This window comes from Variovorax sp. Sphag1AA (assembly GCF_014192575.1).
Lineage (GTDB): Bacteria > Pseudomonadota > Gammaproteobacteria > Burkholderiales > Burkholderiaceae_C > Variovorax.
On sequence record NZ_JACHYC010000007.1, the window covers coordinates 89,770 to 115,794 of the forward strand.

Here is a 26,025-nt window from a genome sequence, read left to right on the forward strand (position 1 = left end):
CACGTCGGCTCCTCAGGAAAGTTGGGGGTTGGCTTTCGACGGACTATGCAGCCAAGGTGTACTCCAGCGCCCAGAAGTAATCCCACTCCCGGTAGGCCGCAGAGCTTGCATAAGGCCCGACCAAACTCAGCAGTTCCTCGCGCGAAGGGAAGTTCTTCAGGACGCGGTGCTTCGAGCCGTCCGACAGCGAGCGGTATTGGTAGGTATTCCCGTCGTCATCCCGTTCCGAAATAGGCGTACTGCTGCCTTGCACGAAGCGGTTGTCGACAAAGACCACCGTGGCGCCTGGTTCGAGCGCCCTGTGCAGTCCGCGCAGAAACTGGTCGATTCGCTCCAAGGGAATATGAGACCACCAGAAACCGGCGAAGGCCGCGTCGAAGGACTCGGTGCGCGCAGGAAGCTCGTATGCGTCGCCCTGGATGAATTCGACCTTGCCGGGGGGAACGCGATGTCGTGCGATTGTCAGCGTCTCTTCCGCCGCATCGAGGGCGACGACCTTGTTGGCATTGGGCGCGAAGAACTGCGTCCAGTATCCGGTGCCACACGCAATCTCAAGCACGAGTCGCCCGGCGAACACGCCCGAGATCCAGGTCTCCATCTCGCGCAGGTTGGGCTGACGCTCGGGCTTCAAGTAGATCTTGTCGTACTCGGCGGCTCGTGCTGAATAGTAGTCACGCATGGTTTCAGTTGGGGTTGGGTTGGTTCCGCATGCTACGGACCGCTAGTTCACCGTGACCATGACGTGGGTCTCCGGTCCCGCTCGCATGACGTAGTTGACCGGATGCAGCGCCTCGCCGGGACCGCATGCGCCTGCCGGGTTCAACATGGCCGCGAGCGCGCCGGGCAGCTTCTTCTTGAATGGTCCGACGGGCAGGCACACGGTGACGTTGGCCACGCCGGAATTCTTCTCGTCCCTGTCCTTGTAGAACCTGTCGTTGATTTGGAAGGTCTCGGGCCTGTACTGGCCGGCGGGCGTGTCCTTGATGAAGATCGACAGATAGGACTCCCAGCCGGTTCCCATCTCGACGTCCATGCAGACGCCCGGCTTCATGGTGTACCAACCCTGGAGCATCACCTGGCAATTCGATCCGCGAAGCTCGCATCTCGAACCGGGATTGTCCGAGTCCTCATGGATGACGGCAAAGACGATGTCCGTCGGTCGTCCATTGCAGAGCTTGTTCGTGCCCGCCGCGCCAGCGTGAATTGCTACAGCAGAAAACAGCAGAGCGCCGAACGCGAGATGCACGAGTGATTTCATCGGTTCCCCTGGAGAGTGCGCTTGCCGCTTGAAACGGAGTGTGCTCCAACCTTCCAGATCGCGATGTCAGCCGAGGACTCGCCGACGCTCTACCCTCGCAGATCCGTCGATTCGATGACCTTGGCCATGCGCAACACGGTTGCATCTTCGTACCGCGGCGCCACCACCTGCAAGCCGACCGGCAGCCCACGCACGAGTCCGGCCGGCACCGAGCATGCGGGAACGCCACAGTAGTTGAACAACGGCGTGAAGGCTGCGTGACCTCGTGGACCGGCCGGCTGGCCGCCGATGAGCGGCGGGCCGAGCTGGTCCAGCGGCCATGCAGTCACCGGTGCGGTGGGACTCAGCAGCAGGTCGTACCGCTCGAAGAAGCTGCCCAGCGCATGGCCGATGCGTTCGCGCAGACGCAATGCGCGTGCGATGTCTGCAGGCGTGCAGCGCGCTCCCGCTTCGATCTGCATCACGAGATTCGGATCGATGCGGTCGCGCTCCGACGCCAGCCGGTCGCCGTACAACGCGTGAAGACCGGCTTGCTGAAGCGCAAGCAGCGGGTATTCGCGAGCCTCGGCGGGCCATGCGGGGTCGGCGTCGTCGATGCGCCAGCCTTCGGCGCGCAGTGCATCGACGCGTGACTGAAGAGCCGCGAGCACGTCGTCGTCGATCGCGAAGTCGCAACCGAGCCGAGGGCTCCACGCAATGCGCAGGTCGCGCGGTGGCGCGGCGAGCGGTGTGCCGGCTTCCAGACCACTGGGAATGGGGACGCCTGCCGGATCACCTGCGTCGTAGGCAGCCAGCAGGTCGTAGACCCATGCGCAGTCGGCGACGTCGGTTGCGAGCACGCCGATGACCGAGAGGCCGTAGTTGGGCTCGGCGAAGCCCCACGGGTGGGGAATCATTCCCGCGCTGGGCTTGAGTCCGACGAGCCCGCAATGCGCGGCCGGCCGTCGCGTGGAGCCGCCCGCATCGGTGGCCAGCGCGAGCAGACCCAGCCTGCTTGCGAGGGCCGACACCGCGCCGCCGGACGAACCGCCTGGCGTGAGGGCGGGGTCCATCGGGTGGCGTGTCGCCCCGTAGATCAGATTGCTGGTCACGCCCTTGCAGGCGAACTCGGAGCAATTGGTGATGCCGAGAACCACCGCGCCCAGTGCGCGCAGCCGCGCGACCGCCCAGGCATCGCGCGGTGCGATGAAGTGCTCGAACAGCAGCGACCCCTGCGTGATGCGGTAGCCCTCGACCCAGAGGTTGTCCTTGATGGTGACCGGCACGCCGGCGAGCGGCAATGATTCGCCCGCGGCCAGGCGGCGATCGACATCGGCAGCCTCGCGCAGCACGCGATCGGGATCGAACTGCACGATGGCAAGCAACGCCGGGTTCAGGGCTTCCGCGCGTGCAATGAAGTGCCGTGCCACATCGACCGCACTGAGAGCGCCGTCGATGACCTGCGACGCCAGCGCTCGCGCGGACAGGGAATGCAGCGCGGTCATGATGCGCGCTTTCCTGCGAAGAGAGAGGCCAGCGATGCGGAGACGTCCGTCACGTCGCGACCGACGATCGGCGCGAGGCTCCCGGCCCGCGCGGCGGGCAGCGCGAGTCGATGGCGTGCTTCGGCCAGGGCGACCGCGCAGGCGACGCCGTCCAGCAGTGGCACCGACGCGCGGGACTGCAGCGGCCCGGCCATCGACGCCATCGCGGCGCCGGCAAGCAACACAGCTTCGGCACCATCGCGCTGCACCAGCCGTTCGATGCCTTCGAGTACCTGTGCCTGGACCAGCTCGGGTGTCGTGAAGGTCTGCTCGGGCGTCACGTCGAGCGCCTCGACGCCGGCCAGCCGCGCGGCCATGCCGTGCTGCGCGACCAGTTCGCGATACAGCGGCGCCATGCGCGCGCCATAGGTCAGCACGCCAATGCGGCTCGCCAGCGTGGCACCGACCAGCAGCCCGGCCTCGGTCATGCCGATGACCGGAATGTCGAGCAACTCGCGGCACGGCCAGAGCGCGCTGTCCAGCGACACACCGAGAACGATCGCATCGACTTCGCCCGCATGCTGCGCCGCGAACTCCAGCACCTCCTGCTGCGCAATCGCGTTCTCGGCACGCGAGGCGATGATGGCGGGGCCGCGCCGTCCGGTGACGGGGATCAGCTCCGTGTCCGGCCGCGCCACGGCGCGCGCAGCGGCCAGCACTGCATCCGTCACCGCCTGTGTACGGTTCGGATTGATCAACAGCAGCTTCATGCCACTCCCTTCATCGATGCCGGCGGTGGCACGTGTTCCAGCCAATGCCGCGCGATCTGCTCGCGGGTCGCGAACCACACGCCCTGGCGGCCCGCCATGCGATCCGCCAGTGCCTTCAGGCCGCCGATGCGTGCGGCCCGTCCGATGATGCGGGTGTGCAGGCCGATGGACATCATGCGCGGCGCTTCGCGCGATTCGGCCAGAAGCCAGTCGAAGGCATCGCCGCAGTAGCGCGCGAAATCGTCGCCATGCACGAAGGCGTGGCTGTCGAAGAAGCGCATGTCGTTGGTGTCGAAGGCGTAGGGCACCACGAGGTGCGGCTTCCCGCCGACGGCCCGGTAGTAGGGAAGGTCATCGTTGTAGGCGTCGCTGTCGTAGAGAAAGCCGCCGTGCTCCACCAGCAGCCGGCGCGTGTTGACGGACGCCGACGACTTGGTGTGCCAGCCCACGGGCGGCCTGCCGTAGAGGCGCTCGATGGTGGCGACGCTGCGCGCGATGCGTGCGCGTTCCTCGGCCTCGGGCATTCCTGCGTGCGATTCCCAGCGCCAGCCGTGGCAGGAAATCTCGAAGCCGCGATGCCGTGCGTCTTCGGCGATCCACGGGGTGGCTTCCAGCGCGCGGGCGCAGCAGTTGAGCGTGAGCGGAACGCCGGCATCCGCGAGCACGCGCGTGATGCGTCGGTAGCCGACGCGCGCGCCGTACTCGAAGTGGCTTTCCATGCAGAGGTCCTGCGCGCCGACCACTTCATGGTTGACTTCGTGGCGCGCTTCGTTGCATTCGTCGCCGGCGCTCAGCGCGAACTCCGCGCCTTCCTCCACGTTCAGCACGAATGAGACCGCGAGGCCCGCGCCACCGGGCCAGCGCACAGCCGGGGCGGTGTCGCCATACCCGATGAGGTCGCGCGGCAGGTAGTTGGCAGAGGTGTTCATGGCAGTCGGGCCTTGTAGGTGTCGGGTGCGATCGGCGTGGCGAGCCCCTGGCGGTGGATTCGCTCCACCGCTTCGAGGACCGGCGCCATGTCGGCTTCGGCGCGCGCGAAGCGCGGCAACAAGTCGGCGAACTCGCGCTCGATCTCTGCGAGCAGCGCGGCTTCGTCGATGCGCGCGAGGCGGCCATCGCGGATCGCGACCTCGCCATCAACCATCGAGAAGTCCAGTCCGGCGCCGCGCTCGGCATAGACGAGCTGCCGCACCGGATCGTTCATCGGCGTGAAGGTGATGCTGTCGGTGCGATACGCGACGAGATCGGCGGTGGCGCCCACGCGCAGGCTGCCGAGCCGCTCTCCGAAGCCCAGAGCCCTCCCACCGGCGATCGTGCCTGCGTGCAGCGCTTCTTGTGCGCTGAGCCAGCGCGAATGATCGTCGCCGCGGATCTTGGACAACGCCGCGGCGCTGCCGAGCACATTGAGCATGTTGACCGTGACCGTCGAGCAGGAACCGTCGGAACCGAGGCTCACGTTGACGCCGGCCTCCAGCAGCTCGCGCACCGGCTGCACGCCCGAGCCCAGCAGCAGGTTGCTCCACGGGTTGTGCTGCGCAGTCGCGCCGGTGCGGGCCAGCGCGTCGATCTCGCGCGGATTGAGCCACACCGCGTGGATCAGGCTCGTGGCCGGCTTGAGGAAGCCGATGCGGTCGAGATACTCGACGATGGGGCAGCCGTAGAAAAGCTGGCCGGTCACCACCTGCAGCCGCGTCTCCTGCACGTGGGTGATGACGGGCAAGGCCAAACCGTCGGCGAGTGCGCGCACTTCGCGCAGAAAGGGTTCGGTGCAGCGCTGCGGTGCCGATGCGGAGACCAGCACGCCCACGCGGCGGCTCGCGGGATGGCGGTCGCGCGCCAGGTCGCGCACGAGTGCAAGGCAGTCTTCCGGCGCCGGCCGCGGGGCGTTGCGAAGCTCCGCCGCCAGTTCGGGCGGCACCAGCGATTCGACGAAGGGGAAGTTGTCGACGATGGGCTTGTCCATCATCGCGAAGCCGACCAGCGCGCGGATGCCCACGTCGTCGTAGGCCTGCAGGCTGGCCTCGATGCGCTCGCGGTCGATCGCGCCGCCGAGCGCCATGTCGTCGACCAGGGTGGTGCACCCGGTGCGCAGCGATTCGATGGCGCCGATCAGCGTGCGCAGATAGGCCTGTCGCGGCGTGAGTGCCACCGGCATGCGCGTGCGCACCAGATGCATCCACAGCTCCAGCGGCAGGTTTTCGGTGCGCCCGCGCTGGAAATGCTCATGCGAATGCTGGTGCCCGTTGACCAGCCCTGGCACCAGCAGCCGGTTGGTCAGATCGATGACCGTGTCCGCGCCGGCGAGGGTGCCGGCCGGCTCGATCGCCGCGATGCGATCGCCCTCGACCAGCACATCGAGAGGACGCGGTTCGTAGACATGGCCATCGCCCAGCAGGGCGCGCGCATGGCGCAGCAGGGTGCGCTTCTTGCTCATGGGAATGCTCCGTGTTCGAAGAAAGGAAAGACATGACCAGCAACGAGACCGAAGACACCCGCTGGATGCGCATCGCACTCGACGAGGCGATGGAGGCCTTCGAGCGCGGCGACTGGCCCACCGGTGCGGTGCTGGTCAGGGACGGCGAGTTGCTGGCCCGGGGCCAGAACCGGCAGAACACGCGCAGCGACCCGACCGCGCATGCAGAGACCGACGCGCTGCAGATCGCATTCGCGGTGCATGGCGCCGATGTGGCGAGGGGCGCGACGCTCTACTGCACCATGGAGCCGTGCCCCATGTGCGCGGGCGCGCTCAAGCTTGCAGGCGTGCGCACGCTGGTGCTGGCGTTGCGCCATGCAACGCTGCGACGCACCGATCTCGGCCACTACGACCTCGAGGCGTTCTGCGCGATGACGGGCTACGAGGTGGAACTGCGCCAGAACGTGCTGGAGGCCGACTATCTTGCGCTGCGGCTGCGCTGGGGTCGCGACCCGGTCGCGCCCGCGCGCTGAGCCGACCGCGCGTCGCCTCATCGCATGTGGCGGGAGATGCCCGCCACCCGTTCCATCACCACCATCAACACCACGGTCGCCGCGACCAGCACGCCCGAGACCGCCGCGGCGCGCACATCGAGGTTCGATTCGATGATGTGCCACATGCGGATCGGCAGCACCTCGCTGCGCGCGTCCGACAGGAAGAGCGACACCGCCACGTTGTCGAACGAATACATGAAGCCGATGAAAGCGCCGGCCGCGATGCCCGGTGCGATCAGCGGCAGCGTGACGGTGCGGAATGCGTGCACGGCCGAGGCCCCGAGTGAATGCGCGCTTTCCAGCAGCGCGCCGTCCATCTGCGAAAGGCTGGCCGAAGTGGTGCGCAGGATGTAGGGCGCGGTGATCGCAACATGGCCCAGCACCAGCGTGGCGAACGAGAGGCCCGTACCCGCAAGGTTGAACAGCATCAGCAGCGACAGCCCGATGGCAAGCGCCGGCAGCATCAGCGGCGACAGGAACACCGCTTCCGCCGCACGCGCCCATGTTTCGCGCCGCCGCGCGAGCGCCAGCGCCGCGGAGACCGCGAGCGCGATGGAGATCGCGGTGGCCGTAGCGGCAAGTTCCAGCGAGAGCACAAAGGCCTCGATCAGTTCGGGCGAGTCGTTCCACAGCGCCTCGTACCAGCGCGTCGAGTAGCCCGGCGGCGGGAACTTCAGCGAGTAGCCGCTGGTGAAGGAGGTGATGACGACGATCACCGTGGGTGCCAGCAGCAGCACTGCAGCGAGCGCGCCGAGCAGGCCGAAGACGAGCTGGAACGACACGCGCTCCGCGAGACCGCCGAGCCGGGCCTGCGCCGCGGGCTGCACCGGCGCCGAAAGCGGCACCGGGGTGCCGGAGACGAACTGATCAGGCATGCACGAACCCCTTGCTGCGCCGGCCGAGCGCGTTGATGGCGGCCACCACACCGAGCACGCAAACCAGCAGCAGTATGGCGATGGCAGCGGCGAAGGGATAGTTGCCGGCCTGGATGGCCTGCTGGTACATGTAGAAAGGCATGAACATCTGCTGCCCGCCACCCACGAGCGTCTGCGTGACGAAGGCGCTCACGCTCGAGGCAAAGACCAGCAGGCTGCCGGCGAGCAGGCCCGGCATCGACAGCGGCAGCGTGATCTGTCTGAAGGTGCGCCAGTGGCCGGCACCCAGCGCCAGCGATGCCTGCCGGAGGTTGGCGTCGAGGTTCGACAGCGCGGTGATCAGCGGCAGCACCATCAGCGGCAGTTCGATCTGCGCCAGCGCGACCACCACGGCGCCCGGCGTGTAGAGCAGCTTCAGCGGGTCGGCGATGAGGCCCAGATCGATCAGCGCGCTGTTGACGATGCCCTGCCGGCCCAGGATGACCACCCACGCGAAGGTGCGCACGACCGAGCTGGTCAGGAGCGGCAACAGCACCAGCAGCAGGAGCACGCCCTGCCACCGCGCCGGCGCCAGCGTGTAGAGGTAGGCGAGCGGAAAGCCGAGCAGCAGCGCGAGCAGCGTCACGCGCAGGCCCAGCCAGAGCGTGTTGCCGAGGATGCCGAGATTGAAGCCGTCACCAAGGAACTTGACGTACTGCTGCACGCCGAAGCCGGTCATGTCCGGGTTGTCGTGCAGGCTCACGTAGGCAAGCAGCAGCATCGGCGCGAAGACGAAAACGACGAAGAACAGGGCCAGCGGCAGCCCGAGCGCCAGCGGCGGCGAAAGACGGGGGACGGTGGACGCGGCGGCCATCGGTCAGCCCGCGAACACGCTTGCAGGCGAGCCCTGGCGCAGCCGCAGGCCCACCGCATCTCCGGCGGAGAAGCGGGGCTGCTCGGCTGTGCGCGGCTGCGTCACCTTGACCGTGCCGCCGCCGGCAAGGCGCAACTCGTACACCAGTGAGGGGCCTAGCGGCAGGACCATCTCGACTGTGGCGGGCACCGCATCAGTGGCAAGTGCCGAAAGCGCCAGATGCTCGGGCCTTGTCGCGAGAACCACCGCGCCGGAGCGCGAGCATGGGGAGGCATCCGCGAGCGCCACGCGGCCGCCGCCTTCGCAGTCCACCGAGAAGCCTGCGCCTTCATGCCGCGCGAGCCGGCCCGGCAGCAGATTGGCGGTGCCGATGAAGGTCGCGACGAAGAGGCTTGCGGGCCGGTCGTAGATGGCCTCGGGCGTGTCGAACTGCTCCACGCGGCCGGCGTGCATCACCGCGATGCGATCGGCCATGGACATGGCTTCTTCCTGGTCGTGCGTGACGAGGATGGTCGTGATGCCCAGCTCGCGCTGGATGCGGCGGATCTCGATCTGCATGTCCAGCCGGAGGTTCTTGTCGAGCGCAGCGAAGGGCTCGTCCAGCAACAGGACGCGCGGGCGCACGGCCAGCGTGCGGGCCAGCGCGACCCGCTGCTGCTGTCCGCCCGACAGCTCGCGTGGATAGCGCTTGCCGAAGGCCGACATCTGCACCATGGCCAGCATCTCGGCCGCCGTGGCGCGGGCCTCGGATGCGGATACGCCGCGTGCGCGCAGCCCGTAGGCCACGTTGGCCTCCACCGTCATGTGCGGGAAGAGGGCGTAGCTCTGGAAGACGATGCCGGCGCCTCGCTCGTTGGTGGGCAACGCGTCGACCGCTTCGCCGCCGATGCGTACCGTGCCGCCGCTTTGGCGCATCAGGCCGGCGACGATGCGCAGCAGCGTGGTCTTGCCGCAGCCGCTGGGGCCGAGCAGGGCGACCAGCTCGCCGGCGCCGATGTGCAGCGAGACCGACTCGACCGCCACCGAGCCCGCGTAGCGGTGGTGGATCTGGTCCAGCTCGACGGCGACGCCGGAGGCATGAGGGGAAGTGGGCATTCGCGGATTCCTGTGATGGGGCGCGGCGGTGTGTGCCGCGCGCTCCATCGTCTCAAGATCCATGCCATGTTCCAGTCTCCAATCAGAAGACAGATTGGATACAAGTCAATTGAACGAATGTGCACAACATGGTGCGCAGCAATCCAACTTGGCGCGCGCCATCCCCGAAAAAGGGGCGCATGGTTTGGATACGGATGTCTTTCACCGGGCGAAGGCATTGGCACGGAGCTTGCGCCGGGGCAGCCATCCAACCACTCCTCCAGCAAAGGAAGATCCATGAGCCTCCACCTGTCCCGCCGCCGTCTGATTCAGGGCGCCGCTGGCGCCGGCGCCCTGCAACTGGCCGCGCATTCCGGCCTGGCGCTCGCGCAAGGCAAGTCCATCTCGGCCACCACCTACCCGGGCGCGTGGGAATCGGCGCACCGAGGCATCCTGCTGCCGGCCTTCACCAAGGCCACCGGCGCGTCGGTGAGCCTGGTGCCTTCGCTGGCGGTCGATACGGTCTCGAAGGTGGTCGCGTCCAAGGCCAACCCGCCCTATGACGTGATCATCCTGGACGAGGGCCCCTACCTCGCCGCGCTGTCGCAGGACATCTTCGAGAAGATCCCCGTCGAGAAGATGCCTTACCTCAAGGACGTGCCCGCCAAGCTGGTCGACCCGCGCGGCCTGGGCGTGTTCGTGTCGGGCCAGATCATCGGCATCGCCTACAACACCGAGAAGATCAAGAACCCGCCCAAGTCGTGGAACGACCTGCTCAAGCCTGAGTACAAGGGACGCGTGGGCCTCGCGGGCATGGGCTCGACGCTGATGTCGGCGTGGATGGTCGAGATCGCCCGGCTCAACGGCGGCAGCGAAGAGAACATGGAGCCCGCTTTCCAGTTCGTGAAGAAGCTGCTGCCCAACGTGAGCGCCGTCGCCAGCAACCCGGGCGCGCTGGCCACGCTGTTCCAGCAGGGGCAGATCGACATCTCCGTGCACTACAACAACAACGTCGGCGACCTGCAGGGCAAGGGCGTGCCGGTGGCGCTGGCGAAGCCGGACACCGGCTGGATCCACATCAAGAGCGTGATGCACATCGTCAAGAACACGAAGAACCCCGATCTGGCCGCCGCCTACATCAACGCCGCGCTGAGCCCTGAGGTGCAGACGAAGATGGCCGCCGAGCCCTACTTCGTCGCGCCGGTCAGCAGCAAGGCGGTGTTCAGTCCCGGCCTGCAGGCCTACGCGAAGAACACGGCCGACATCGAGACCATGAACGGCGTCGACTGGGCCAAGCTGAACCCGCGCCGCGGCGAGTACATCGACCGCTTCAACCGGGAGATCCGCGTCTGATGACCCACACGTGCCGCACCGGGAATGCGCGGCATTGCATACACTCGGCCGAGCCACCTTCTTCCCCCATGCCGACCATCTCATCCCGCCGCGCCCTCAAGGCATCGCCCAAGACGGCCTCCAAGGCCGACATCTACCAGCGCATCTACGAGGCGATCGTCGAGCACCGCCTGCTGCCGGGCACCAAGCTCTCGGAAGAGCGGGTGGCCGAGCTCTTCGCGGTGAGTCGCACGCAGGTGCGGGGCGTGCTGCAGCGGCTGGCGGTGGAGCAACTGGTCACGCTCATCCCGAATCGCGGCGCCTTCGTCACCACGCCCAGCGTGGACGAGGCGCACGACGTGCTGGAAGTGCGGCGCACGCTGGAGCCCGCCATCGTGCGGCGGCTCATGGATCGCATCGGGCAAGGCAAGGCGCCGGGTGCGGTAAAGCAGCTTCGCGCACTCATCAAGCGCGAGCAGCAGGCCCACACCAACGGCGACAGGCGCGCGGCGGTGCGGCTGTCGGGCGAATTCCACGTGCTGCTGGCCGAGCTGTCGGGCAGCAGCATCCTCACGCGGATGATGCGCGAGCTGACGCCGCTGACCTGCCTCGCCATCCTCACCTTCGAGGCGCCCACCGGCGCGGCCTGCCCGAACGACGAGCACACGCTGCTGGTCGACGCCATCGAGGCCGGTCAGGCCAAGACGGCGCTCTCGCTCATGGTCGAGCACCTGCATCACATCGAGCGTTCGCTCAACCTGCAGGAAGAGGAAGAGCCGCAAGTGGATCTGGCCGACGTGCTGCTCGGTTGATTCAAGAACTGTATTCAAGGCGAACATGGCTTTGGATACAAATGGCATGTCGGTTGCTTGCGAAAGGGTGTCGTCCCCTGGACTCACCCCTTCGCACCGACCATGTCTTCCAGCACCCTCCATCAATTCGACCTCCTGATCCTCGGCGCCACGGCGCTGACCGCCGAGGCCTCCCGTCCCGAGATCCGCGATGCGGCCATTGGCGTTCGCGACGGACGCATCGCGTGGCTTGACGCGGCGCCGCCCGAACATTGGGAGGCAAAGCGCACCCTGCGCCTGCCCGATCACTTCGTCACGCCGGGCTTCGTCAACGTCCATACGCATTCGATCCTCAGCATGGTCCGCGGCGTCGCTGCCGACCTCGGCTTCGCGCCGTCGTACACACCGGGCATTCCCAAGGGAACGCAGGTGAATGCGCAACAGGCGAGGGCGCTTGCGCGCCTGGGCGCGCTCGAAGCGCTGCTGCAGGGTTCCACGCTCGTCGGCGACAACTTCGTGCACGCGGACGTGGGTACCGAGGCGATGGCCGAACTCGGGATGCGGCTGGCGCCGAGCTGGCGCATCCACGACGTGGACTTCGCGCGCGTCGCGCACGGTGACTGGTGCTATGACGCCGCCATCGGCAGCGCCACACTGGAAGCGGGTCTCGCGCTGTACGAACGCTGGAAGGGCCACTCTCGCGTGCGGGTGAACCTTGCGGCACACGCGGTCGATACCTGCTCGGATGGCTTTCTCCGCGAGGTCGCTGCAGCCGCTGAAGCGCATGGCCTGCGGGTGAGCACCCATCTCGGCCAGAGCAAGGTGGAAGTCGAACGCGTGCGCGAACGCACCGGCAAGACCTCCACCGAGGCGCTGCTGGATGCCGGCCTGCTCAACGAGCGACTGATGGGCGGCCATTGCATCTATGTCAGCGAGAGTGACGCACGCAAGATGGCTGAGGCGGGAGCGCATGCGGTGCACATTCCCAAGTGCAATGCGGCTTCGGGTCGCATGGCGCCGACGCCGATGCTCAAGCGCATGGGCGTGAACATCGCACTGGCAACCGATACGCAGCACGCGGACATGGTGGAGCTCATGCGATGGGCCCTCGCGACCGCGCGCGTGCAGGAAGGCGGCGTCAGCGACGAATGGCAGCCTTCGCACGTGTTCCACATGGCCACGCTCGGCGGCGCGCGAGCGCTGGGGCAGCAGGGCGACATCGGCAGCCTCGTGGTCGGCAAGGCCGCGGACCTCGTAGTGTTCGACGCGCGGCGGCCGCACCTGCGGCCGCATGTCAATCCGCTCGGCCTGATCGTTCATACGGGGCAGGGGCGCGATGTGCGCATGGTGGTGGTCGAGGGCGAAGTGCTGGTGGAAGACGGCCTGCCCACACGCGTCGACATGGAGACTGTCTGCGCCGAGGCGGAAGCGGCCGCGCGCGAACTCTGGGGGGCGGAAGGCCGGCACTACTGGCGCTAGGCGTGCGTCATGCATGGATCGAGTGCATGTATGCACCTTCAAGGTAACTTGTATCCAATCTGCAGTTGCGAGATCACAAGGAGAGCCCGGACCTATCTGTGTACATGTGCGATCCACTTTGGATACAAGCATGGCACGCGCATTGCTTGAACCCATGCATGTCCGGCTCCGATGCCGGGTCCCTTGTGTTTCAACCTACTGGGAATGCCATGCGCAAGTTCATCGCTCCTCTTCTCGTCGCCGCGGCGGCACTGATGCCGCTGGTCAGTCAGGCGCAGGACGCCATCAAGCTCGGCTATGCCAAGTGCGCCCACTGCACGCCGCTCGCCCTGACGCCGCAGAACGCCGATCCGGCCGCGGTCAAGCTGGAAGCCACCGCCTTCAACACGGGCAACGACGTGCTCACGGCGCTGCTGTCCAAGAGCATCGACGTGGCGCAGGTCACCTACCTGCACTACGCGACCGCGCTCGACAAGGGCTTCGATGTGGTCGCCATCTCGGGTCAGATCAATGGCGGCTCGCAGATCCTCGTCGGCAACGACCTGCCGCTCGCCGAGAACGACTGGGCCGGCCTGAAGAAGCTCATCGCCGACTACAAGGCCCAGGGCAAGCCCTTCCGCGTCGCGGCGTCGCGCGGCAATGCGCAGGACATCCACATGCGCGGCGCGTTCGCCAAGCAGGGCATTGACATCAACAAGGACGTGCAGTTCGTCAACATCCCCAATCCTTCGGACCATGTGCAAGCCCTGCGCCGCGGCGAGGTGGAGCTGATCTGCTCGGTCGACCCCTTCGCGACGCAGATCCGCGAGGTGAAGGCCGCGAAGTTCTTCGCCTTTCCCTATGACCAGGCCGCGGGCAAGCTGACCAACCTGATCGTCACGCGTTCGGACGTGATCGCTGCCAAGCCCAAGGCGGTGGAAGAGACGGTGCGTTCGATCGTCAAGGTCAACGCCCTCATGGCGAGCGACAAGGCGCAGTTCATCGATACCATCCAGAAGGTGACCGGCCTCGACAAGGCCATCGCCACCGGCGCTGCCGCGAACCTGTACCCCGACTACGAGATGCACCGCGCCTCGGCCGTCGCGATCGCGAAGATGATGCGCGACCTCAAGTACATCAACAACGATGTGAGCGCCGCGGTCGAGAAGAACATGGACTACCGCTTCCTCGAAGCCGCCACCGGCAAGCCGAAGAGCGCGCTGGGCTACTGAGAAGAGGCCGGACCCGATGGCACAAGCCTCCACCACCACGCTGCCGGCCGCACCTGCGGACGGGACGTCCCTTCCGATGTGGAAGCGGCTGTACCGGCGGATCGAGCGCGCTCTCGTGCCGGCCCTCCTCCTGATCGGCTGGGAGCTGTTCTCCCGCTCCGGCGTGCTGCCGCCGGCCCTGTTGCCCGCGCCCTCGCAGGTGCTCGTGGCCTGGGCCGACTGGGTCTTTGCCACGGACGGCAACACGCAGACGTACAGCGGCCACTGGATCTTCGACGTGGCATCGAGCGCCGGCCGGGTGTTCGCGGGTTTCGCGCTTTCCACGCTGCTGGGCATTGTGCTGGGCATGGCCATCGGCTGGTCGCGCACCGTGGAGAAGCTCATCGAGCCGGTGCTCCAGATCCTGCGCCCTGTGCCGCCGGTGTCGTGGATTCCCCTCGCCATCATCTGGTTCGGCATCGCCAACAAGCCGGCGATCTTCCTGGTGTTCCTCGGCTCGTTCTTTCCGGTTCTGCTGTCGACCATCCACGGCGTGAAGACCTGCGACCGCAACCTGCTGCGCGCTGGTGCGATGGCCGGTGGCACGCCTGCAATGCTGGTGAGGCACATCGTGTTTCCGGCCGCGCTGCCGAGCATCTTCTCCGGCCTGCGCATCGCGGTCGGTTCGGCATGGATGCTGACCGTCACCGCGGAGATGGTGGCCGTGAAGAGCGGCGTCGGCTATGTGCTCTGGGACTCGTACTACTTCCTGCGCTACGACATCGTGATCGCCGCCATGACCAGCATCGGCCTGCTCGGCTACTGCAGCGACCTGGGCATCAAGCTCCTCGCGGGCCGCGTGCTGCGCTGGCAGCGTGGTTCCACTCTGCAATCGAAGGAGGGCTGACCGATGAGCCTCATCACCATCCAGAACGCGTCGCGCTTTTTCGACGACGCACGGCGCGGTACGCAGGTCAAAGCACTCGACGACGTGAGCCTGCGCGTCAATCGCAACGAATTCCTTTGCCTGCTGGGCCCGAGCGGATGCGGCAAGTCCACGTTGCTCAACATGATCGCGGGCTTCGACAAACCGAGCCGCGGCACCGTGACGGTGGGTGGACGCCCGGTGACAGCGCCGGGCGTCGACCGCGGCGTGGTGTTCCAGCAGCCTACGCTGATGCCCTGGCTCACGGTGTGGGAGAACGTGGCCTTCCACCTCACGATGCGCGGCGCCTCCAAGGCAGAGCGGCGCAAGAAGGCGCAGCACTACGTCGACATGGTCGGCCTGCGCGGCTTCGAGAACCACTTTCCGAGCGAGCTCTCCGGCGGCATGAACCAGCGGGTGGGCATCGCGCGGGCGCTGCTGATGAACCCCGAGGTCATCCTGATGGACGAGCCTTTCGGCGCGCTCGACGAGCAGACCAAGATGGACATGCATGCGGAGCTGGTGCGCATCTGGCGCGACAGCCAGAGCACCATCGTCTTCGTGACGCACGGCATCGAGGAATCGCTGGCGCTGGGGACGCACATCGCGGTGATGTCGGCGCGACCCGGCCGCATCCGCGAAATGATCGAGGTCGACCTGCCGCGCCCGCGCGACTCCACCAGCCCGCGCTTCAACGACTACAAGCGTCACATCCTCTCGCTATTGCGGCCCGAGCCGGCCGATGCCGTCCATGCCTGAGGCGGGTTCGATCCTCATCACCGGGGCCTGCGGCTTCGTCGGGCTGGCGCTGGTAGAGCACCTGCTCGCGCGCGACGAGACGGTGATCGGCTGGGACCGCATGCCGCTGCCGTCGGAAGCGCTGACGCGCTTCTCTGAATTGCCAGGTTGCGTCGTGCCGATCCAGGGTCACGTGTGCGATGCCGTCGCGTTAGGCGCGGTGCTGAAGGCACACAAGCCGCGCAGCATGGTCCTTCTGGCTGCGGTAACTGCCGGGGCCCAACGCGAACGCGCGGAGCCCGAGCACATCTTCGAGGTCAATCTAGTGGCGGTGACGAAGGCACTGCGCCTGGCTGCGGAGCATGGCGTGGAGCGCGTGCTGTTGGTCAGCTCCGGGTCGGTGTATGGCGATCGCCCACAAGCCACAGCGCTGCACGAGCAGGACACGCCGCTGCGGCCCGAGGGGCTCTATGGCATCTCGAAGCAGGCAGCAGAGGCCGCGGCACTTCGGCTTGCCGCGCTGCTCGGCATCGACCTGCGCATCGGTCGCCTCGGCACCTGTTTCGGCCCTTGGGAGCGCGACACTGGCGTGCGCGACACGCCCAGCGCGCCGCTGCAGGCGTTGCGCCGACTGCGCGCCGGCGAACCAGTGCGGTTGCCGCGTCCGCTGCGGCGCGACTGGCTCTACGTGCGCGATGCTGCTGCGGCCATTGCCGCGCTGCTGGACCTCGAACGACCGGCGCAGCCGATCTACAACCTGGCGGCCGGCTTCGAGTGGTCGGTGGACGAGTGGTGCGCATGGTTCGCCGCGCAGCCCGGCTTCGAAGCGGCCGATTGGGCCGTGGCCGCCAACGCGGGCGAGGCCAACATCAACGCCTATGCCGACCACGACCGCGCGTCGATGGACATCGCCGCGCTGCGGCGCGACACCGGCTTCACGCCGCGCTTCGATCTGCCGCGCGCGGCGGCCGACTTCATCGCGTGGCTCGACATGCCGGCGCACGGAGGACTGGTCCATGCATGAGACACACGCCCGCATGGCGGGGAAGGTCTGCATCGTCACCGGTGCGGCCTCCGGCATCGGCCGCGCCATCGCGCGACGACTTGCGCGAGAGGGTGCGCGCGTGGTGCTGGCCGATATCGCCAGCGAACCCATCGAAGGCGGCACGCCCACGCTGGAGCAGATCCTTCAGGACGGCGGCGAAGCCGACTTCGTGCCGACCGACGTTGGCAGCACCGCGCAGGTCGAGTCGCTGGTGGCGCAGACCGTTGAACGGCATGGCCGGCTCGATGTGCTGGTCAACAACGCATGCATCCGTCATGCGCGGCCACTGCTCGAGCTCGACGAGGCCGATTGGCAGCGCCTGATCGACGTCAATCTTGGCGGCGCATACCGCTGCAGCCGTGCCGCCGTGCGCCAGATGATCGAACAGGCGCCGGTGGACGAAGTGCGCGGCCGCATCGTCAACATCTCGTCGCAGCACGGGATCATTGCCGCGCCCGGCGACCTGGGCTATGGCGTGACCAAGGCCGGCATCGCCTACATGACGCGGCAGATCGCGGCCGACTATGCACCGCATCAGATCGTGTGCAACGCCGTCGCGCCCGGCAAGATCCAGACCGGCCAGGGCGGCCGTGCGCTTGACCCGGTGGTGATGGACCGCGCCATCCGGCGCACTCCCTGGCCTCGCCTGGGCCGTCCCGAAGACGTGGCCGAGGCGGTGCTCTTTCTCGCCAGCAGCGAGGCGCGCTTCATCACCGGCGCCGAACTGATGGTCGACGGCGGCTGGACCGCCGCCTGAACCCTTCACCCGCAAAGACCTTCCATGCCAGCCCTCGACCTCGTCATCCGCAACGCCCGCGCCGTCACGGCGAGCGACATCTTCGACTGCGACATTGCCGTGAAGAACGGCCGCATCGTGCAACTCGGTCAGAGCCTGTCCGGCGCTGAGCGCGAGATCGACGCCGCCGGCCGCCATGTCACGCCGGGCGGCGTCGACGCGCACTGCCATCTCGACCAGCCCGAACCCCCGCCCGTGCGCATGGCCGACGATTTCGACACCGGCACGCGCTCGGCCGCCTGCGGCGGCACGACCACCGTCATCCCCTTCGCGCTGCAGCACAAGGGGCAGACGTTGCGCGATGCGGTGGCCGACTACCACCAGCGCGCGGAAGGCAAGGCGCACATCGACTACACCTTCCACCTGATCGTGAGCGACCCCACGCCTACGGTGCTCTCGGAAGAACTTCCGGCGCTGATCCGCGAGGGCTACACCTCGTTCAAGATCTACATGACCTACGACAGCCTCAGGCTGGACGACGGCCAGATCCTGGACGTGCTGTCGGTGGCGCGCGAGCACGGCGCGATGGCGATGATCCACGCCGAGAACGCGGACTGCATCGAATGGCTGACCCGCCGCCTCGAAGCCGCCGGCCGCACTGCGCCGCGCTATCACGCCCATGCGCGGCCGATGCTGGTGGAGCGCGAAGCCACGCATCGCGCGATCGCGTTGTCGGAGCTGGTGGACGTGCCGATCCTCATCGTGCATGTCTCCGGCAAAGAGGCCGTGGAGCAGATCCGGTGGGCGCGCGCGCACGGACTCAACGTCTTTGCCGAAACCTGCCCGCAATACCTCTTCCTCTCGGCCGAGGACCTCGGCATCGACGACAGCTACCAGGGCGCGAAATGCGTGTGCAGCCCGCCGCCGCGCGACAAGTCGAACCAGCGCGTGATCTGGCAGGGCCTCGCGGACGGGCTGTTCACCGTGTTCTCTTCCGACCACGCGCCCTATTGCTTCGACGGCGATGAGGGCAAGAAGGCCGGCGGCGAGGAACAGCACTTCCGCCACATCCCCAACGGTATTCCCGGCATCGAGACCCGCATGGCGCTGCTGTGGTCCGAAGGCGTGATGGCCGGCCGCATCACGCCGCAGAAGTTCGTCGAGCTGACATCGACCAATCCCGCGAAGGCGTACGGCCTGCATCCGCGCAAGGGCAGCCTCGCGGTCGGTGCCGATGCCGATCTCGTGATCTGGGACGAGCGCGAATTCGTGCTGCGCAACAGCCAGCTCCACCACAACGTCGACTACACGCCCTATGAAGGGATGCACCTCACCGCATGGCCGGGCATGACGCTGGCGCGTGGCGAAGTGGTCTGGGACGGCAAGGACTTCACCGGTCGCACTGGCGCGGGACGCTTCCTGCAGTGCGGTCTTCCGAGCCTGCTGCCAAGAGTCGGGGCGCGCTGAGCAGGGGCGGGCGCCCCATAATGTCGGGCTCGATTCCGAGCCGCGCCTGATGACCACCCCGCAACTCTCCGTCTACTTCTTCCTGCAGGCTGCAGTCATCCTGTTCGCATGTCGCATCGTCGGGCGACTTGCCCAGAAGCTGGGCCAGCCGCAGGTGGTGGGCGAGATGATTGCCGGCGTGATGCTCGGGCCGTCGCTGTTCGGCCTGCTCTTCCCGCAACTGCAGCAAGCGCTGTTCCCCAAGCCCACCTTGGGCATGCTCTATGTGGCCGGGCAACTCGGCGTCGGGATGTACATGTTCCTGGTCGGCACCGAGTTCCGCGCCGACCATTTCCGCGAGCGGGCACGCAGCGCCGTTTCGGTGTCGATGGCGGGCATCCTCGTGCCCTTCGCGCTCGCCTTTGTGCTCGCTCCATGGCTGCATACGGTGCCTGGCCTCTTCGCCGAGAAGGCACGGCTTTTCGAGGCCACGCTCTTTCTCGGCGCAGCCATTGCGATCACCGCCTTTCCGATGCTCGCGCGCATCATCCACGAGCGCGGGCTCTCCGGGACTTCGCTGGGCACGCTTGCGTTGACCGCCGGCGCCTTCGATGACGCGGCCGCGTGGTGCATCCTCGCGATCGTGCTGGCCAGCTTCAGCGGTGCCTGGGGCGGCGCATGGTTCGCCATTGCCGGAGGCGTGGGCTACGCGCTCTTCATGGTGCTGATCGGCTCGCGCTGGTTGCGCCGCCTGGGGCGCAACCTTGCTGCGGATCAGCCACTTCCCACCAGTGTGCTGGGCGCGGTGCTCATCCTGTTCTGCCTGGGCGCGTGGGCGATGGACGCCATCGGCATCCATGCGGTCTTCGGCGGCTTTCTTCTCGGCGCGTCGCTGCCCAAGGGCGTGCTGACCCAGAAGCTGCGCGAGCAGCTGCAGCCCTTCGTCGTCCTGTTCTTCCTGCCGATGTTCTTCACCTATTCGGGGCTGAACACGCGCCTCGACATGGTGATGCAGCCCGCGCTGATGCTGGCCGCCGTCGCCATCCTCTTTGCTTCGTTTGCGGGCAAGGGCATCGCCTGCTGGGGCGCCGCTCGCCTGACGGGCGAGAACAACCGCGATGCGATGGCCATCGGCGCACTGATGAACGCGCGCGGATTGATGGAGCTGATCATCATCAACATCGGGCTGCAGGCGGGCGTGATCGAGCCGGGGCTGTTCGCCATCCTCGTGCTGATGGCGATCCTGAGCACGCTGATGGCCACGCCGCTGTTCAACTGGATCACGCGGGAGCGCCTTTCGGCTCCCTCCGTTCGATTCGACGGATTGCCCGACAGACCGCGGCCCCGCTCTCGATAGGGCGCCTCAGCCCGCGCGTCCTGCGTTGCGTCTTTGTGCGCCGGCGGGCCGCCGGGAGAGCGCCAGGTTGGCGGTCATCATGGCCGCGACCAGTGTGACCAGCCACGAGAAGTAGACCCACAGGAGAAGCAGGGGAAGCGTGGCGAAGGCCCCGTAGAGCGCCTTGTAGGTCGGCACCTTGACGAGATACGCGGTGAAGCCGCGCTTGCCGAGTTCGAATGCGGCGCTGGCGACCAGTCCTCCCGCGATGGCGTCACGCAGACGCACCTGGGTATTCGGCACCAGATAGAACAGACTCGTCAGCGCGACGAACCCGAGCAGGAACGGACCGAGATCGAGCACGAATGCAAGCGCGCGCGGCAGGGTGCCCATCAGCCCCGTCGATGCGCCCAGCAGGTACGACGTCGCCCACAGGCTTAGGCCGATGACGGGCGGCCCGACCGCAATCATGAGCAGATACAGGCCGACCCGCCGCAGGAACGGCCGGTTCTTGCGCACTTGCCACATCTGGTTGAGTGCGTTCTCCACCGTCAACAGCATCGCCACCGCGGTGACGAGCAGAAAGATCGACCCGATCCAGGTCAGTCCGCTCGCGTTGGCCGCGAAATGGTTGAGATAGCGGAGCACGGTCCGCGCGATATCGGCGGGAAGCAACTTGACCAGCAGCAGTTGCTGCAGCGCCTCCTTCAGCTGTCTGAAGACGGGGAAGTGCGTGAGCAGCGCGAGGCTCGCCGCCAGCAGCGGCACGATGGAGAGCAATGTCGTGAACGTCAGGCTCCCGGCGACCTGGGGCAGGCGCTCCTTCCTGGCGCGCTGGATCGTCAGGCGGGTGAGGGTGAACATGGATCGCTGAAAGAAGAAGTCGAAAAAGCGGGACCCGCGATTGTCGTGGCCCGGCGCATAATTCGCTCCCCCTATTCGGGAGCCCTGACATGGAACAGCTCGATCAAGCGAAGGTCGTCTCCGTGCTCAACCGGTTGCTCGAGGCTGAGCTGGCCGGCGTGGTGCGCTATACGCACTACTCGTTTCTGGTGTTCGGCTTCGGCCGCATCCCCATCGTGTCGTGGCTGCGCGACCAGGCCAGCGAATCGCTGCTGCACGCGCAGCAGGTGGGCGAGTGGATCACTACGCTGGGCGACTACCCCTCGCTCGCGATAGGGCCGCTGCTCGATTCGCACCAAACCGACATCGCCGCCATGCTGCGCGAATCGCTCGAGACCGAGCTTCGCGCGCTCGCGCTCTACCGCGAATTGCTGTCGCTCGTGGAAGGCAAGTCCGTCGCGCTGGAAGAGTTCGCCCGGCAAATGATCCATGCCGAGGAACTGCATGCGGCCGATGTCGACAAGATGCTGCGCAAGCCCGGCGCTGTGGGCACCGCATCGCCCAAGCCTGCCTGAGGGTAGCTCCGGCTATTCCATCGCGATGCCGGCGCGGTGCGCGAGCGCACGGTAGCGCGCGATCTCGCTTTCCATCTGCGTGCGGAACGCGGCGGCGCCGATGGCGACGGGCTCCATGCCCTGTGCCTTCAGTTGCGCCTGCAATGCAGGGTCGGCCATCACCGCGGTGAGTTCGCGCGAGAGTCTTTCCACCACCGCGGCCGGTGTCTTCGCAGGCGCAGCGAAGCCGTACCAGGCATCGAAGGTGGCATCGGGCAGCTTCTGCTCGGCCAGCGTCTTCACGTCGGGCAGCAGGCTGGAGCGGCTCGCGCCCACGATGCCCAGTGCGCGCAGCTTGCCGGCCTTGATGTGGGGCGCCACGGTGGCGACGGTGTCGATGTCGAGGTCGATCTCGCCGCTGATCGCCGCGAGCGTGCTCTGCGCGCTTCCCTTGTAGGGAATGTCCTGGAGCTTGATGTCGGCCGCGAGCGCGAACAGCTCGCCCGCGAGGTGCGGCCCTGAACCCGTGCCGAAGGTCGCATAGCGGATGCCCTGCGGCTTCGCCTTGGCGGCGGCGACGAGTTGGTCGACCGTCTTCCACGGCGCGTTCTGCGCCACCACCAGCACCAGCGGCGTGCGCGCGACGATGGCGATCGGTGCCAGGTCGCGCATCGGCTCGTAAGGCAGCTTCGCACGCAAGGCGGGGTTGACGGTGAAGCTCGTGGAACCCGACAGCAGCAGCGTGTAGCCGTCCGGCGCCGACTTGGCGACCGCATCGGTGCCGATGATGGTCGAGGCGCCGGGGCGGTTGTCGATCACCACCGGCTGCTTGAGCCGCTCGCCCAGCTTCTGCCCCAGTGCGCGCGCCACGAGGTCGGTGCCCCCGCCCGGCGGAAAAGGCACGATCAGCCGGATCGGTTTCGCGGGCCAGGCCTCTTGTGCAAGGCTGATGGCGGGGCCGAGCACGGTGGCGGCTAGCGCGAGCGACTGAAGGAAATGCCGCTTGTTCATCATCGGGAAGGACTTTCTGTAGCTGTGAGTGGTGGGTTGTGTGTGAGCGCGCCCTCTCGCCAGGGCGCATCCGCCTCGCCGAGGTCCCAGTAGAGGCCGGCCATCACCTGGAGCCCTTCGCGGGCCACCGGCGCGAGCAGGTGCTCGTGCGGCGCGTGCTGAGCGCATGCGGGGTACGAATGCGGCACCCACAGCGTGGGCAAGCCCAGCACGCGCGCGAAGATGTCATTGGGCAGCGAGCCTGCGAGATTGGGCAGCAGATCAACCGGCTGCCCGCTGCTCGCCTCGATGGAACGAAGCGCCCAGTCGACCCAGGGGTTATCGAGATCGAGCCGCGTGGCCGCGCCGCTGAGCGTGACTTCCACCTCGACCTGCCCGAAGCCGTGCGCCGCCAGATGGTCGCGCACGATGCGTTCGAGGTCCTGCCAGGGCGTTCCCACCACGAAGCGCAACTGGCAATGCGCCACAGCCTCCGACGGGATCGCGTTGACCGGGCGTTGCGGCGCGCCGGCACCAAAGGCCAGCACTTCGAGCGTGTTCCAGCCCACGAGCCGCTCGGCGGGCGTGAGGCCCGGTTCACCCCACTCGGCGCTGAGTTCGGGATCATCTGCGCCACCGCCGATCTCCAGCGTGGCGACCGCACGGCGCAGGGCGTCGCTCATCAGCGGTGGGCGCAGCGCTTCGACGAGGATGCGTCCCCGCGCATCCACCAGCGTGGCGACCGCATGCGCCAGCACGGTGGCCGGATTGCTGAGCACGCCGCCCCAGTTGCCGGAGTGATAACCGCGCTCGCGCGCCTTGAGCCGCAGCGTGAAGTTGACCGCGCCGCGCGAGCCGAGAAAGAGCGTGGGACGCGAGGCGCGCACGCGCGGTCCGTCGCTCGCGATGAAGAGGTCGGCCGCGAGATCGTGCCGGCGCAGCGCACAGACCGCTTCGAGGCCGGGCGAAGCGGCTTCTTCGCCCGTCTCGATCAGCCAGGTGATGTTGTAGCCAAGGCGCCCGTCGCGGGCCTTGAGCGTCGCTTCGAGCGCGCCGAGTGCGATGGTGTGCTGGCCCTTGTTGTCCGCAGTGCCGCGGCCGTACCAGCGCTCGCCCCGCGCCACCAGTTGCCACGGCGAAAGACCGTCGCGCCAGAGCGCGTCCTGGCCGCTCACCACGTCGCCGTGGCCGTAGCTCAGCACGGTGGGCAGCCGCGGACCTTCCACCCGGCGGGCGATCAGAAAGGGTCCGCCGCCGGGCGCGGGGTTGGCGACGATCTCGCATTCGAAGCCGAGCGGCGCCAGGCGCGGCACCAGCTCGTCCTTCAGGTAGTCCGCCAGTGCGGGCGGGACGCTGCCGGTGTCGCTCTCGGTGCGCAGCGCCACGCGGCGGGAGAGATCGTCGAAGAAGCGGCCGCCGTCGAAATAGGCGTCGGCCAGGGCAAGGGCATCGTGTCGGTCCATGGGGCGTTTTTCCATCGCGGGGAATCACGCAAGTAGAAGGCCAGATCGGCATTGCCGGCACTATCGATTTGGCATACTGGCGTTGCCTCCAAGGCAACACCAGGAGCCCGATTGCATCCCTCGCTGCTCAGCATCCCGATGCGTTACTTCATCGAAGTGGCGCAGGCCGGCTCCGTCAACCAGGCGGCCGCGCGCCTGTTCGTGGCTGCCTCGGCCGTCAGCCGCCAGATCGCGAAGCTGGAAGACGGCCTCGGCACGCCGCTCTTCGAGCGCAACCGCCAGGGCATGGTGCTCACGGCCGCCGGACAGCGGCTGGCGGGGCACCTTCGCAATACGCTGCTCGACGCGGACCACGTGCTCGACGAAGTGCGCAGCCTCGGCGGCCAGGCAGCGGGCCGTGTGCGGGTGTGCTGCACCGAAGGCTTTGCGAGCGGCTTCATGCAAGCCTTGATGCGCGACTTCCAGCAGGCGCATCCCGCAGCCGGCATCGAGCTATACGTCGGCGCGCCCGAGGAAGTGAGCCAGCGGCTGCTGCGCGGCGAATCGGATATCGGTCTGAAGTACGTCGTGGCGCCGGAAGCCGGCCTGCGCGTGGAGCACACCGCGTCCGCGCCCGTGCTGGCCGTGATGCTGCCCACGCACCCGCTGGCGCGTGCACGCCAGGTGGAACTGGCCCGCGCGGTGCGCTTTCCACTGCTGGTGGGCAGTCCGGGTGTGACGGCGCGGCAGTTGCTCGACCTGGCGTGCAGCGCGCAGGGGCTGCAATACCGCCCGCTCTTCGTGAGCAACTTCTCCGCCGTGATGCTGCCGCTGCTGCGCGAGCACGACATCATGCTGTCGGGCCAGCTCACGGTTTCGAGCCTGATCGATGCGGGCACGGTGGTGGCGCGGCCCTTTGCCGAGCCGATGCTGCAGCAGAGGCGCCTGCAGGCGCTGTCACTGGAAGGGCGGACCCTGCCGCCGCTGGTGCAGGACTTCGTTCGCCAGATGGTGGATGCGATCGGCGCGCAGGGGCGCCGCAAGCTGGGTCGTGCTGCGCCTAGGCGCGGCGTAGCTTCATGCTGAAGCGGAACTGGTCCGCCGGATAGAGATTGACCGACACCTCCGCCACCTTGTCGGATGTCGTGCGGTAGGTCCGGCGCACTTCGACCACGCTCGCTCCGGGCTCGGCGCGCAGGCCGTCCGCCACATCAGCCGGGACGGTGCGCACGCGAATCGTCTGCTCGACTTCGACGAGGCGCTCACCGTACATGTCCTCGATGAGTTGCCAGATCGGCCCGCGCTGACGGTTCATCAGCCGTTCGACACCGGCATATTCCGAGGCGACGAAGACTTCGGTCCAGCAGATCGGCGGCGAAGCCGGCTCGTCGTTGAAGCGAAAGCCCTGGATGCGCAGCCAACGGCAGTTGGCCGGCAGCGGCAGTTCGTCTTCGGCCAATTCGTCGCTTGCGATGACGTCGGTGCGCTCGACCACATAGCGGCTCTCGGCGGCATAGGCGATCAGCTCGTCGATCGAAGCGACGCGGTGAACATTGAAAGGTGAACTCGGCGGCGGTGGCATCACCGTCGTGCCCGAACCCTGCCGCGAAGACACCAGTCCGTCGATGCGCAACTGCCGAAGGGCCTCGCGCACGGTGTGGCGGCTGACCGAGAAGCGCTCGCACAGTTCTTCTTCGGTTGGGAGCTGCGATCCGACGCGGTACACGCCCTTCAGGATGTCGCTGCGAAGCGATTGCACCAGCTGCCGCCAGAGCGGCTCACCCGGCGCGCGAAGGAGCTTCGGCGCGGCGCGTCCGCGAGGCCGTGCGGGTGCCTTGGCGCGCGTCGGCGATGGCGGAGAAGACTTCGTGGAGGTGGGCATCGCGCCATTCTGCATCACCCCCAAGCGCCTCCGGCA

The 26,025-nt window shown here is 67.4% G+C and carries 26 protein-coding genes; 13 read left to right on the forward strand and 13 right to left on the reverse strand.

The window, feature by feature from the left end:
* Positions 1 to 43 precede the first annotated feature (43 nt).
* The 6 genes from FHW64_RS26415 to FHW64_RS26440 all read right to left on the reverse strand — a co-directional run bounded on the left by FHW64_RS26415 (position 44) and on the right by FHW64_RS26440 (position 5,925).
* Entirely contained in the window at positions 44 to 631 is a 588-nt protein-coding gene (locus FHW64_RS26415; protein WP_260306375.1) for a class I SAM-dependent methyltransferase, read from the reverse strand.
* Positions 632 to 721: 90 nt separating this feature from the next.
* On the reverse strand, positions 722 to 1,258 hold the full coding sequence (locus FHW64_RS26420) for a hypothetical protein (protein WP_184531212.1): 537 nt from the start codon (positions 1,256 to 1,258) through the stop codon (positions 722 to 724).
* Between the two features lie 89 nt (positions 1,259 to 1,347).
* Positions 1,348 to 2,742 (reverse strand): amidase, encoded by a 1,395-nt coding sequence (locus tag FHW64_RS26425; RefSeq protein WP_184531213.1) that lies wholly within the window; start codon positions 2,740 to 2,742, stop codon positions 1,348 to 1,350.
* On the reverse strand, positions 2,739 to 3,491 hold the full coding sequence (locus FHW64_RS26430; protein ID WP_184531214.1) for an aspartate/glutamate racemase family protein: 753 nt from the start codon (positions 3,489 to 3,491) through the stop codon (positions 2,739 to 2,741). Before FHW64_RS26430 ends, FHW64_RS26425 begins: the two co-directional genes overlap by 4 nt.
* Complete coding sequence (locus FHW64_RS26435; protein ID WP_184531215.1) at positions 3,488 to 4,420, reverse strand: polysaccharide deacetylase family protein; 933 nt, start codon at positions 4,418 to 4,420, stop codon at positions 3,488 to 3,490. Before FHW64_RS26435 ends, FHW64_RS26430 begins: the two co-directional genes overlap by 4 nt.
* The gene (locus FHW64_RS26440) at positions 4,417 to 5,925 is read right to left on the reverse strand and encodes an amidohydrolase family protein (protein ID WP_184531216.1); all 1,509 of its coding nucleotides are present in this window, start codon (positions 5,923 to 5,925) and stop codon (positions 4,417 to 4,419) included. The genes FHW64_RS26435 and FHW64_RS26440 overlap by 4 nt, the downstream gene beginning before the upstream one ends.
* A 32-nt stretch (positions 5,926 to 5,957) precedes the next feature.
* On the opposite strand from FHW64_RS26440, the gene FHW64_RS26445 reads away from it, so the two are divergent.
* The gene (locus FHW64_RS26445; protein ID WP_184531217.1) at positions 5,958 to 6,437 is read left to right on the forward strand and encodes a nucleoside deaminase; all 480 of its coding nucleotides are present in this window, start codon (positions 5,958 to 5,960) and stop codon (positions 6,435 to 6,437) included.
* 17 nt (positions 6,438 to 6,454) lie between these two features.
* On the opposite strand, the gene FHW64_RS26450 is transcribed toward FHW64_RS26445, so the two are convergent.
* The 3 genes from FHW64_RS26450 to FHW64_RS26460 are packed head-to-tail and all read right to left on the reverse strand — an operon-like array spanning position 6,455 to position 9,281.
* On the reverse strand, positions 6,455 to 7,333 hold the full coding sequence (locus FHW64_RS26450) for an ABC transporter permease (RefSeq protein WP_184531218.1): 879 nt from the start codon (positions 7,331 to 7,333) through the stop codon (positions 6,455 to 6,457).
* On the reverse strand, positions 7,326 to 8,186 hold the full coding sequence (locus FHW64_RS26455) for an ABC transporter permease (protein WP_184531219.1): 861 nt from the start codon (positions 8,184 to 8,186) through the stop codon (positions 7,326 to 7,328). The genes FHW64_RS26450 and FHW64_RS26455 overlap by 8 nt, the downstream gene beginning before the upstream one ends.
* 3 nt (positions 8,187 to 8,189) lie before the next feature.
* Complete coding sequence (locus FHW64_RS26460) at positions 8,190 to 9,281, reverse strand: ABC transporter ATP-binding protein (protein WP_184531220.1); 1,092 nt, start codon at positions 9,279 to 9,281, stop codon at positions 8,190 to 8,192.
* 276 nt (positions 9,282 to 9,557) lie between these two features.
* Between FHW64_RS26460 and FHW64_RS26465 the strand changes: the two genes are divergently transcribed.
* The 10 genes from FHW64_RS26465 (at position 9,558) to FHW64_RS26510 (ending at position 20,299) form a co-directional block, all read left to right on the forward strand.
* Positions 9,558 to 10,613: an ABC transporter substrate-binding protein gene (locus tag FHW64_RS26465; RefSeq protein WP_184531221.1), complete on the forward strand. Its 1,056-nt coding sequence runs from the start codon at positions 9,558 to 9,560 to the stop codon at positions 10,611 to 10,613.
* 68 nt (positions 10,614 to 10,681) lie between these two features.
* A complete protein-coding gene (locus FHW64_RS26470) occupies positions 10,682 to 11,404 on the forward strand; it encodes a GntR family transcriptional regulator (RefSeq protein WP_184531222.1) in 723 nt (240 codons plus the stop codon).
* 102 nt (positions 11,405 to 11,506) lie between these two features.
* Positions 11,507 to 12,862 carry an amidohydrolase family protein gene (locus FHW64_RS26475; protein WP_184531223.1) on the forward strand — a complete coding sequence of 452 codons (1,356 nt, stop codon included), beginning with the start codon at positions 11,507 to 11,509 and terminating at the stop codon, positions 12,860 to 12,862.
* A 209-nt stretch (positions 12,863 to 13,071) separates the two neighbouring features.
* On the forward strand, positions 13,072 to 14,073 hold the full coding sequence (locus FHW64_RS26480; RefSeq protein WP_184531224.1) for an ABC transporter substrate-binding protein: 1,002 nt from the start codon (positions 13,072 to 13,074) through the stop codon (positions 14,071 to 14,073).
* 76 nt (positions 14,074 to 14,149) lie between these two features.
* Complete coding sequence (locus FHW64_RS26485; RefSeq protein WP_184531500.1) at positions 14,150 to 14,959, forward strand: ABC transporter permease; 810 nt, start codon at positions 14,150 to 14,152, stop codon at positions 14,957 to 14,959.
* A 3-nt stretch (positions 14,960 to 14,962) separates the two neighbouring features.
* Positions 14,963 to 15,736, forward strand: coding sequence for an ABC transporter ATP-binding protein (locus tag FHW64_RS26490; protein ID WP_184531225.1), 774 nt, complete (start codon positions 14,963 to 14,965; stop codon positions 15,734 to 15,736).
* Positions 15,720 to 16,739 (forward strand): NAD(P)-dependent oxidoreductase, encoded by a 1,020-nt coding sequence (locus FHW64_RS26495; protein WP_260306376.1) that lies wholly within the window; start codon positions 15,720 to 15,722, stop codon positions 16,737 to 16,739. The genes FHW64_RS26490 and FHW64_RS26495 overlap by 17 nt, the downstream gene beginning before the upstream one ends.
* A complete protein-coding gene (locus FHW64_RS26500) occupies positions 16,732 to 17,517 on the forward strand; it encodes an SDR family NAD(P)-dependent oxidoreductase (RefSeq protein ID WP_260306377.1) in 786 nt (261 codons plus the stop codon). The genes FHW64_RS26495 and FHW64_RS26500 overlap by 8 nt, the downstream gene beginning before the upstream one ends.
* Positions 17,518 to 17,541: 24 nt before the next feature.
* On the forward strand, positions 17,542 to 18,963 hold the full coding sequence (gene hydA / locus FHW64_RS26505; protein ID WP_184531226.1) for a dihydropyrimidinase: 1,422 nt from the start codon (positions 17,542 to 17,544) through the stop codon (positions 18,961 to 18,963).
* Positions 18,964 to 19,012: 49 nt separating this feature from the next.
* Positions 19,013 to 20,299, forward strand: coding sequence for a cation:proton antiporter (locus FHW64_RS26510; protein WP_184531227.1), 1,287 nt, complete (start codon positions 19,013 to 19,015; stop codon positions 20,297 to 20,299).
* 6 nt (positions 20,300 to 20,305) lie between these two features.
* Here FHW64_RS26510 and FHW64_RS26515 read toward each other — a convergent pair whose 3' ends face one another.
* Positions 20,306 to 21,142, reverse strand: a complete 837-nt coding sequence (locus FHW64_RS26515; RefSeq protein ID WP_184531228.1) for a YihY family inner membrane protein — start codon at positions 21,140 to 21,142, stop codon at positions 20,306 to 20,308.
* Positions 21,143 to 21,231: 89 nt separating this feature from the next.
* Here FHW64_RS26515 and FHW64_RS26520 point away from each other — a divergent pair, with 89 nt between their 5' ends.
* The gene (locus FHW64_RS26520; protein ID WP_184531229.1) at positions 21,232 to 21,696 is read left to right on the forward strand and encodes a bacterioferritin; all 465 of its coding nucleotides are present in this window, start codon (positions 21,232 to 21,234) and stop codon (positions 21,694 to 21,696) included.
* A 12-nt stretch (positions 21,697 to 21,708) separates the two neighbouring features.
* Here FHW64_RS26520 and FHW64_RS26525 read toward each other — a convergent pair whose 3' ends face one another.
* Positions 21,709 to 22,686: a tripartite tricarboxylate transporter substrate binding protein gene (locus tag FHW64_RS26525; protein WP_184531503.1), complete on the reverse strand. Its 978-nt coding sequence runs from the start codon at positions 22,684 to 22,686 to the stop codon at positions 21,709 to 21,711.
* On the reverse strand, positions 22,686 to 24,128 hold the full coding sequence (locus tag FHW64_RS26530; protein WP_184531230.1) for a M20 family metallopeptidase: 1,443 nt from the start codon (positions 24,126 to 24,128) through the stop codon (positions 22,686 to 22,688). The genes FHW64_RS26525 and FHW64_RS26530 overlap by 1 nt, the downstream gene beginning before the upstream one ends.
* Before the next feature lie 111 nt (positions 24,129 to 24,239).
* Here FHW64_RS26530 and FHW64_RS26535 point away from each other — a divergent pair, with 111 nt between their 5' ends.
* Entirely contained in the window at positions 24,240 to 25,193 is a 954-nt protein-coding gene (locus FHW64_RS26535) for a LysR family transcriptional regulator (RefSeq protein WP_184531231.1), read from the forward strand.
* Here FHW64_RS26535 and FHW64_RS26540 read toward each other — a convergent pair.
* Complete coding sequence (locus tag FHW64_RS26540) at positions 25,168 to 25,989, reverse strand: GntR family transcriptional regulator (RefSeq protein WP_184531232.1); 822 nt, start codon at positions 25,987 to 25,989, stop codon at positions 25,168 to 25,170. The genes FHW64_RS26535 and FHW64_RS26540 overlap by 26 nt on opposite strands.
* Between the last annotated feature and the right edge of the window lie 36 nt (positions 25,990 to 26,025).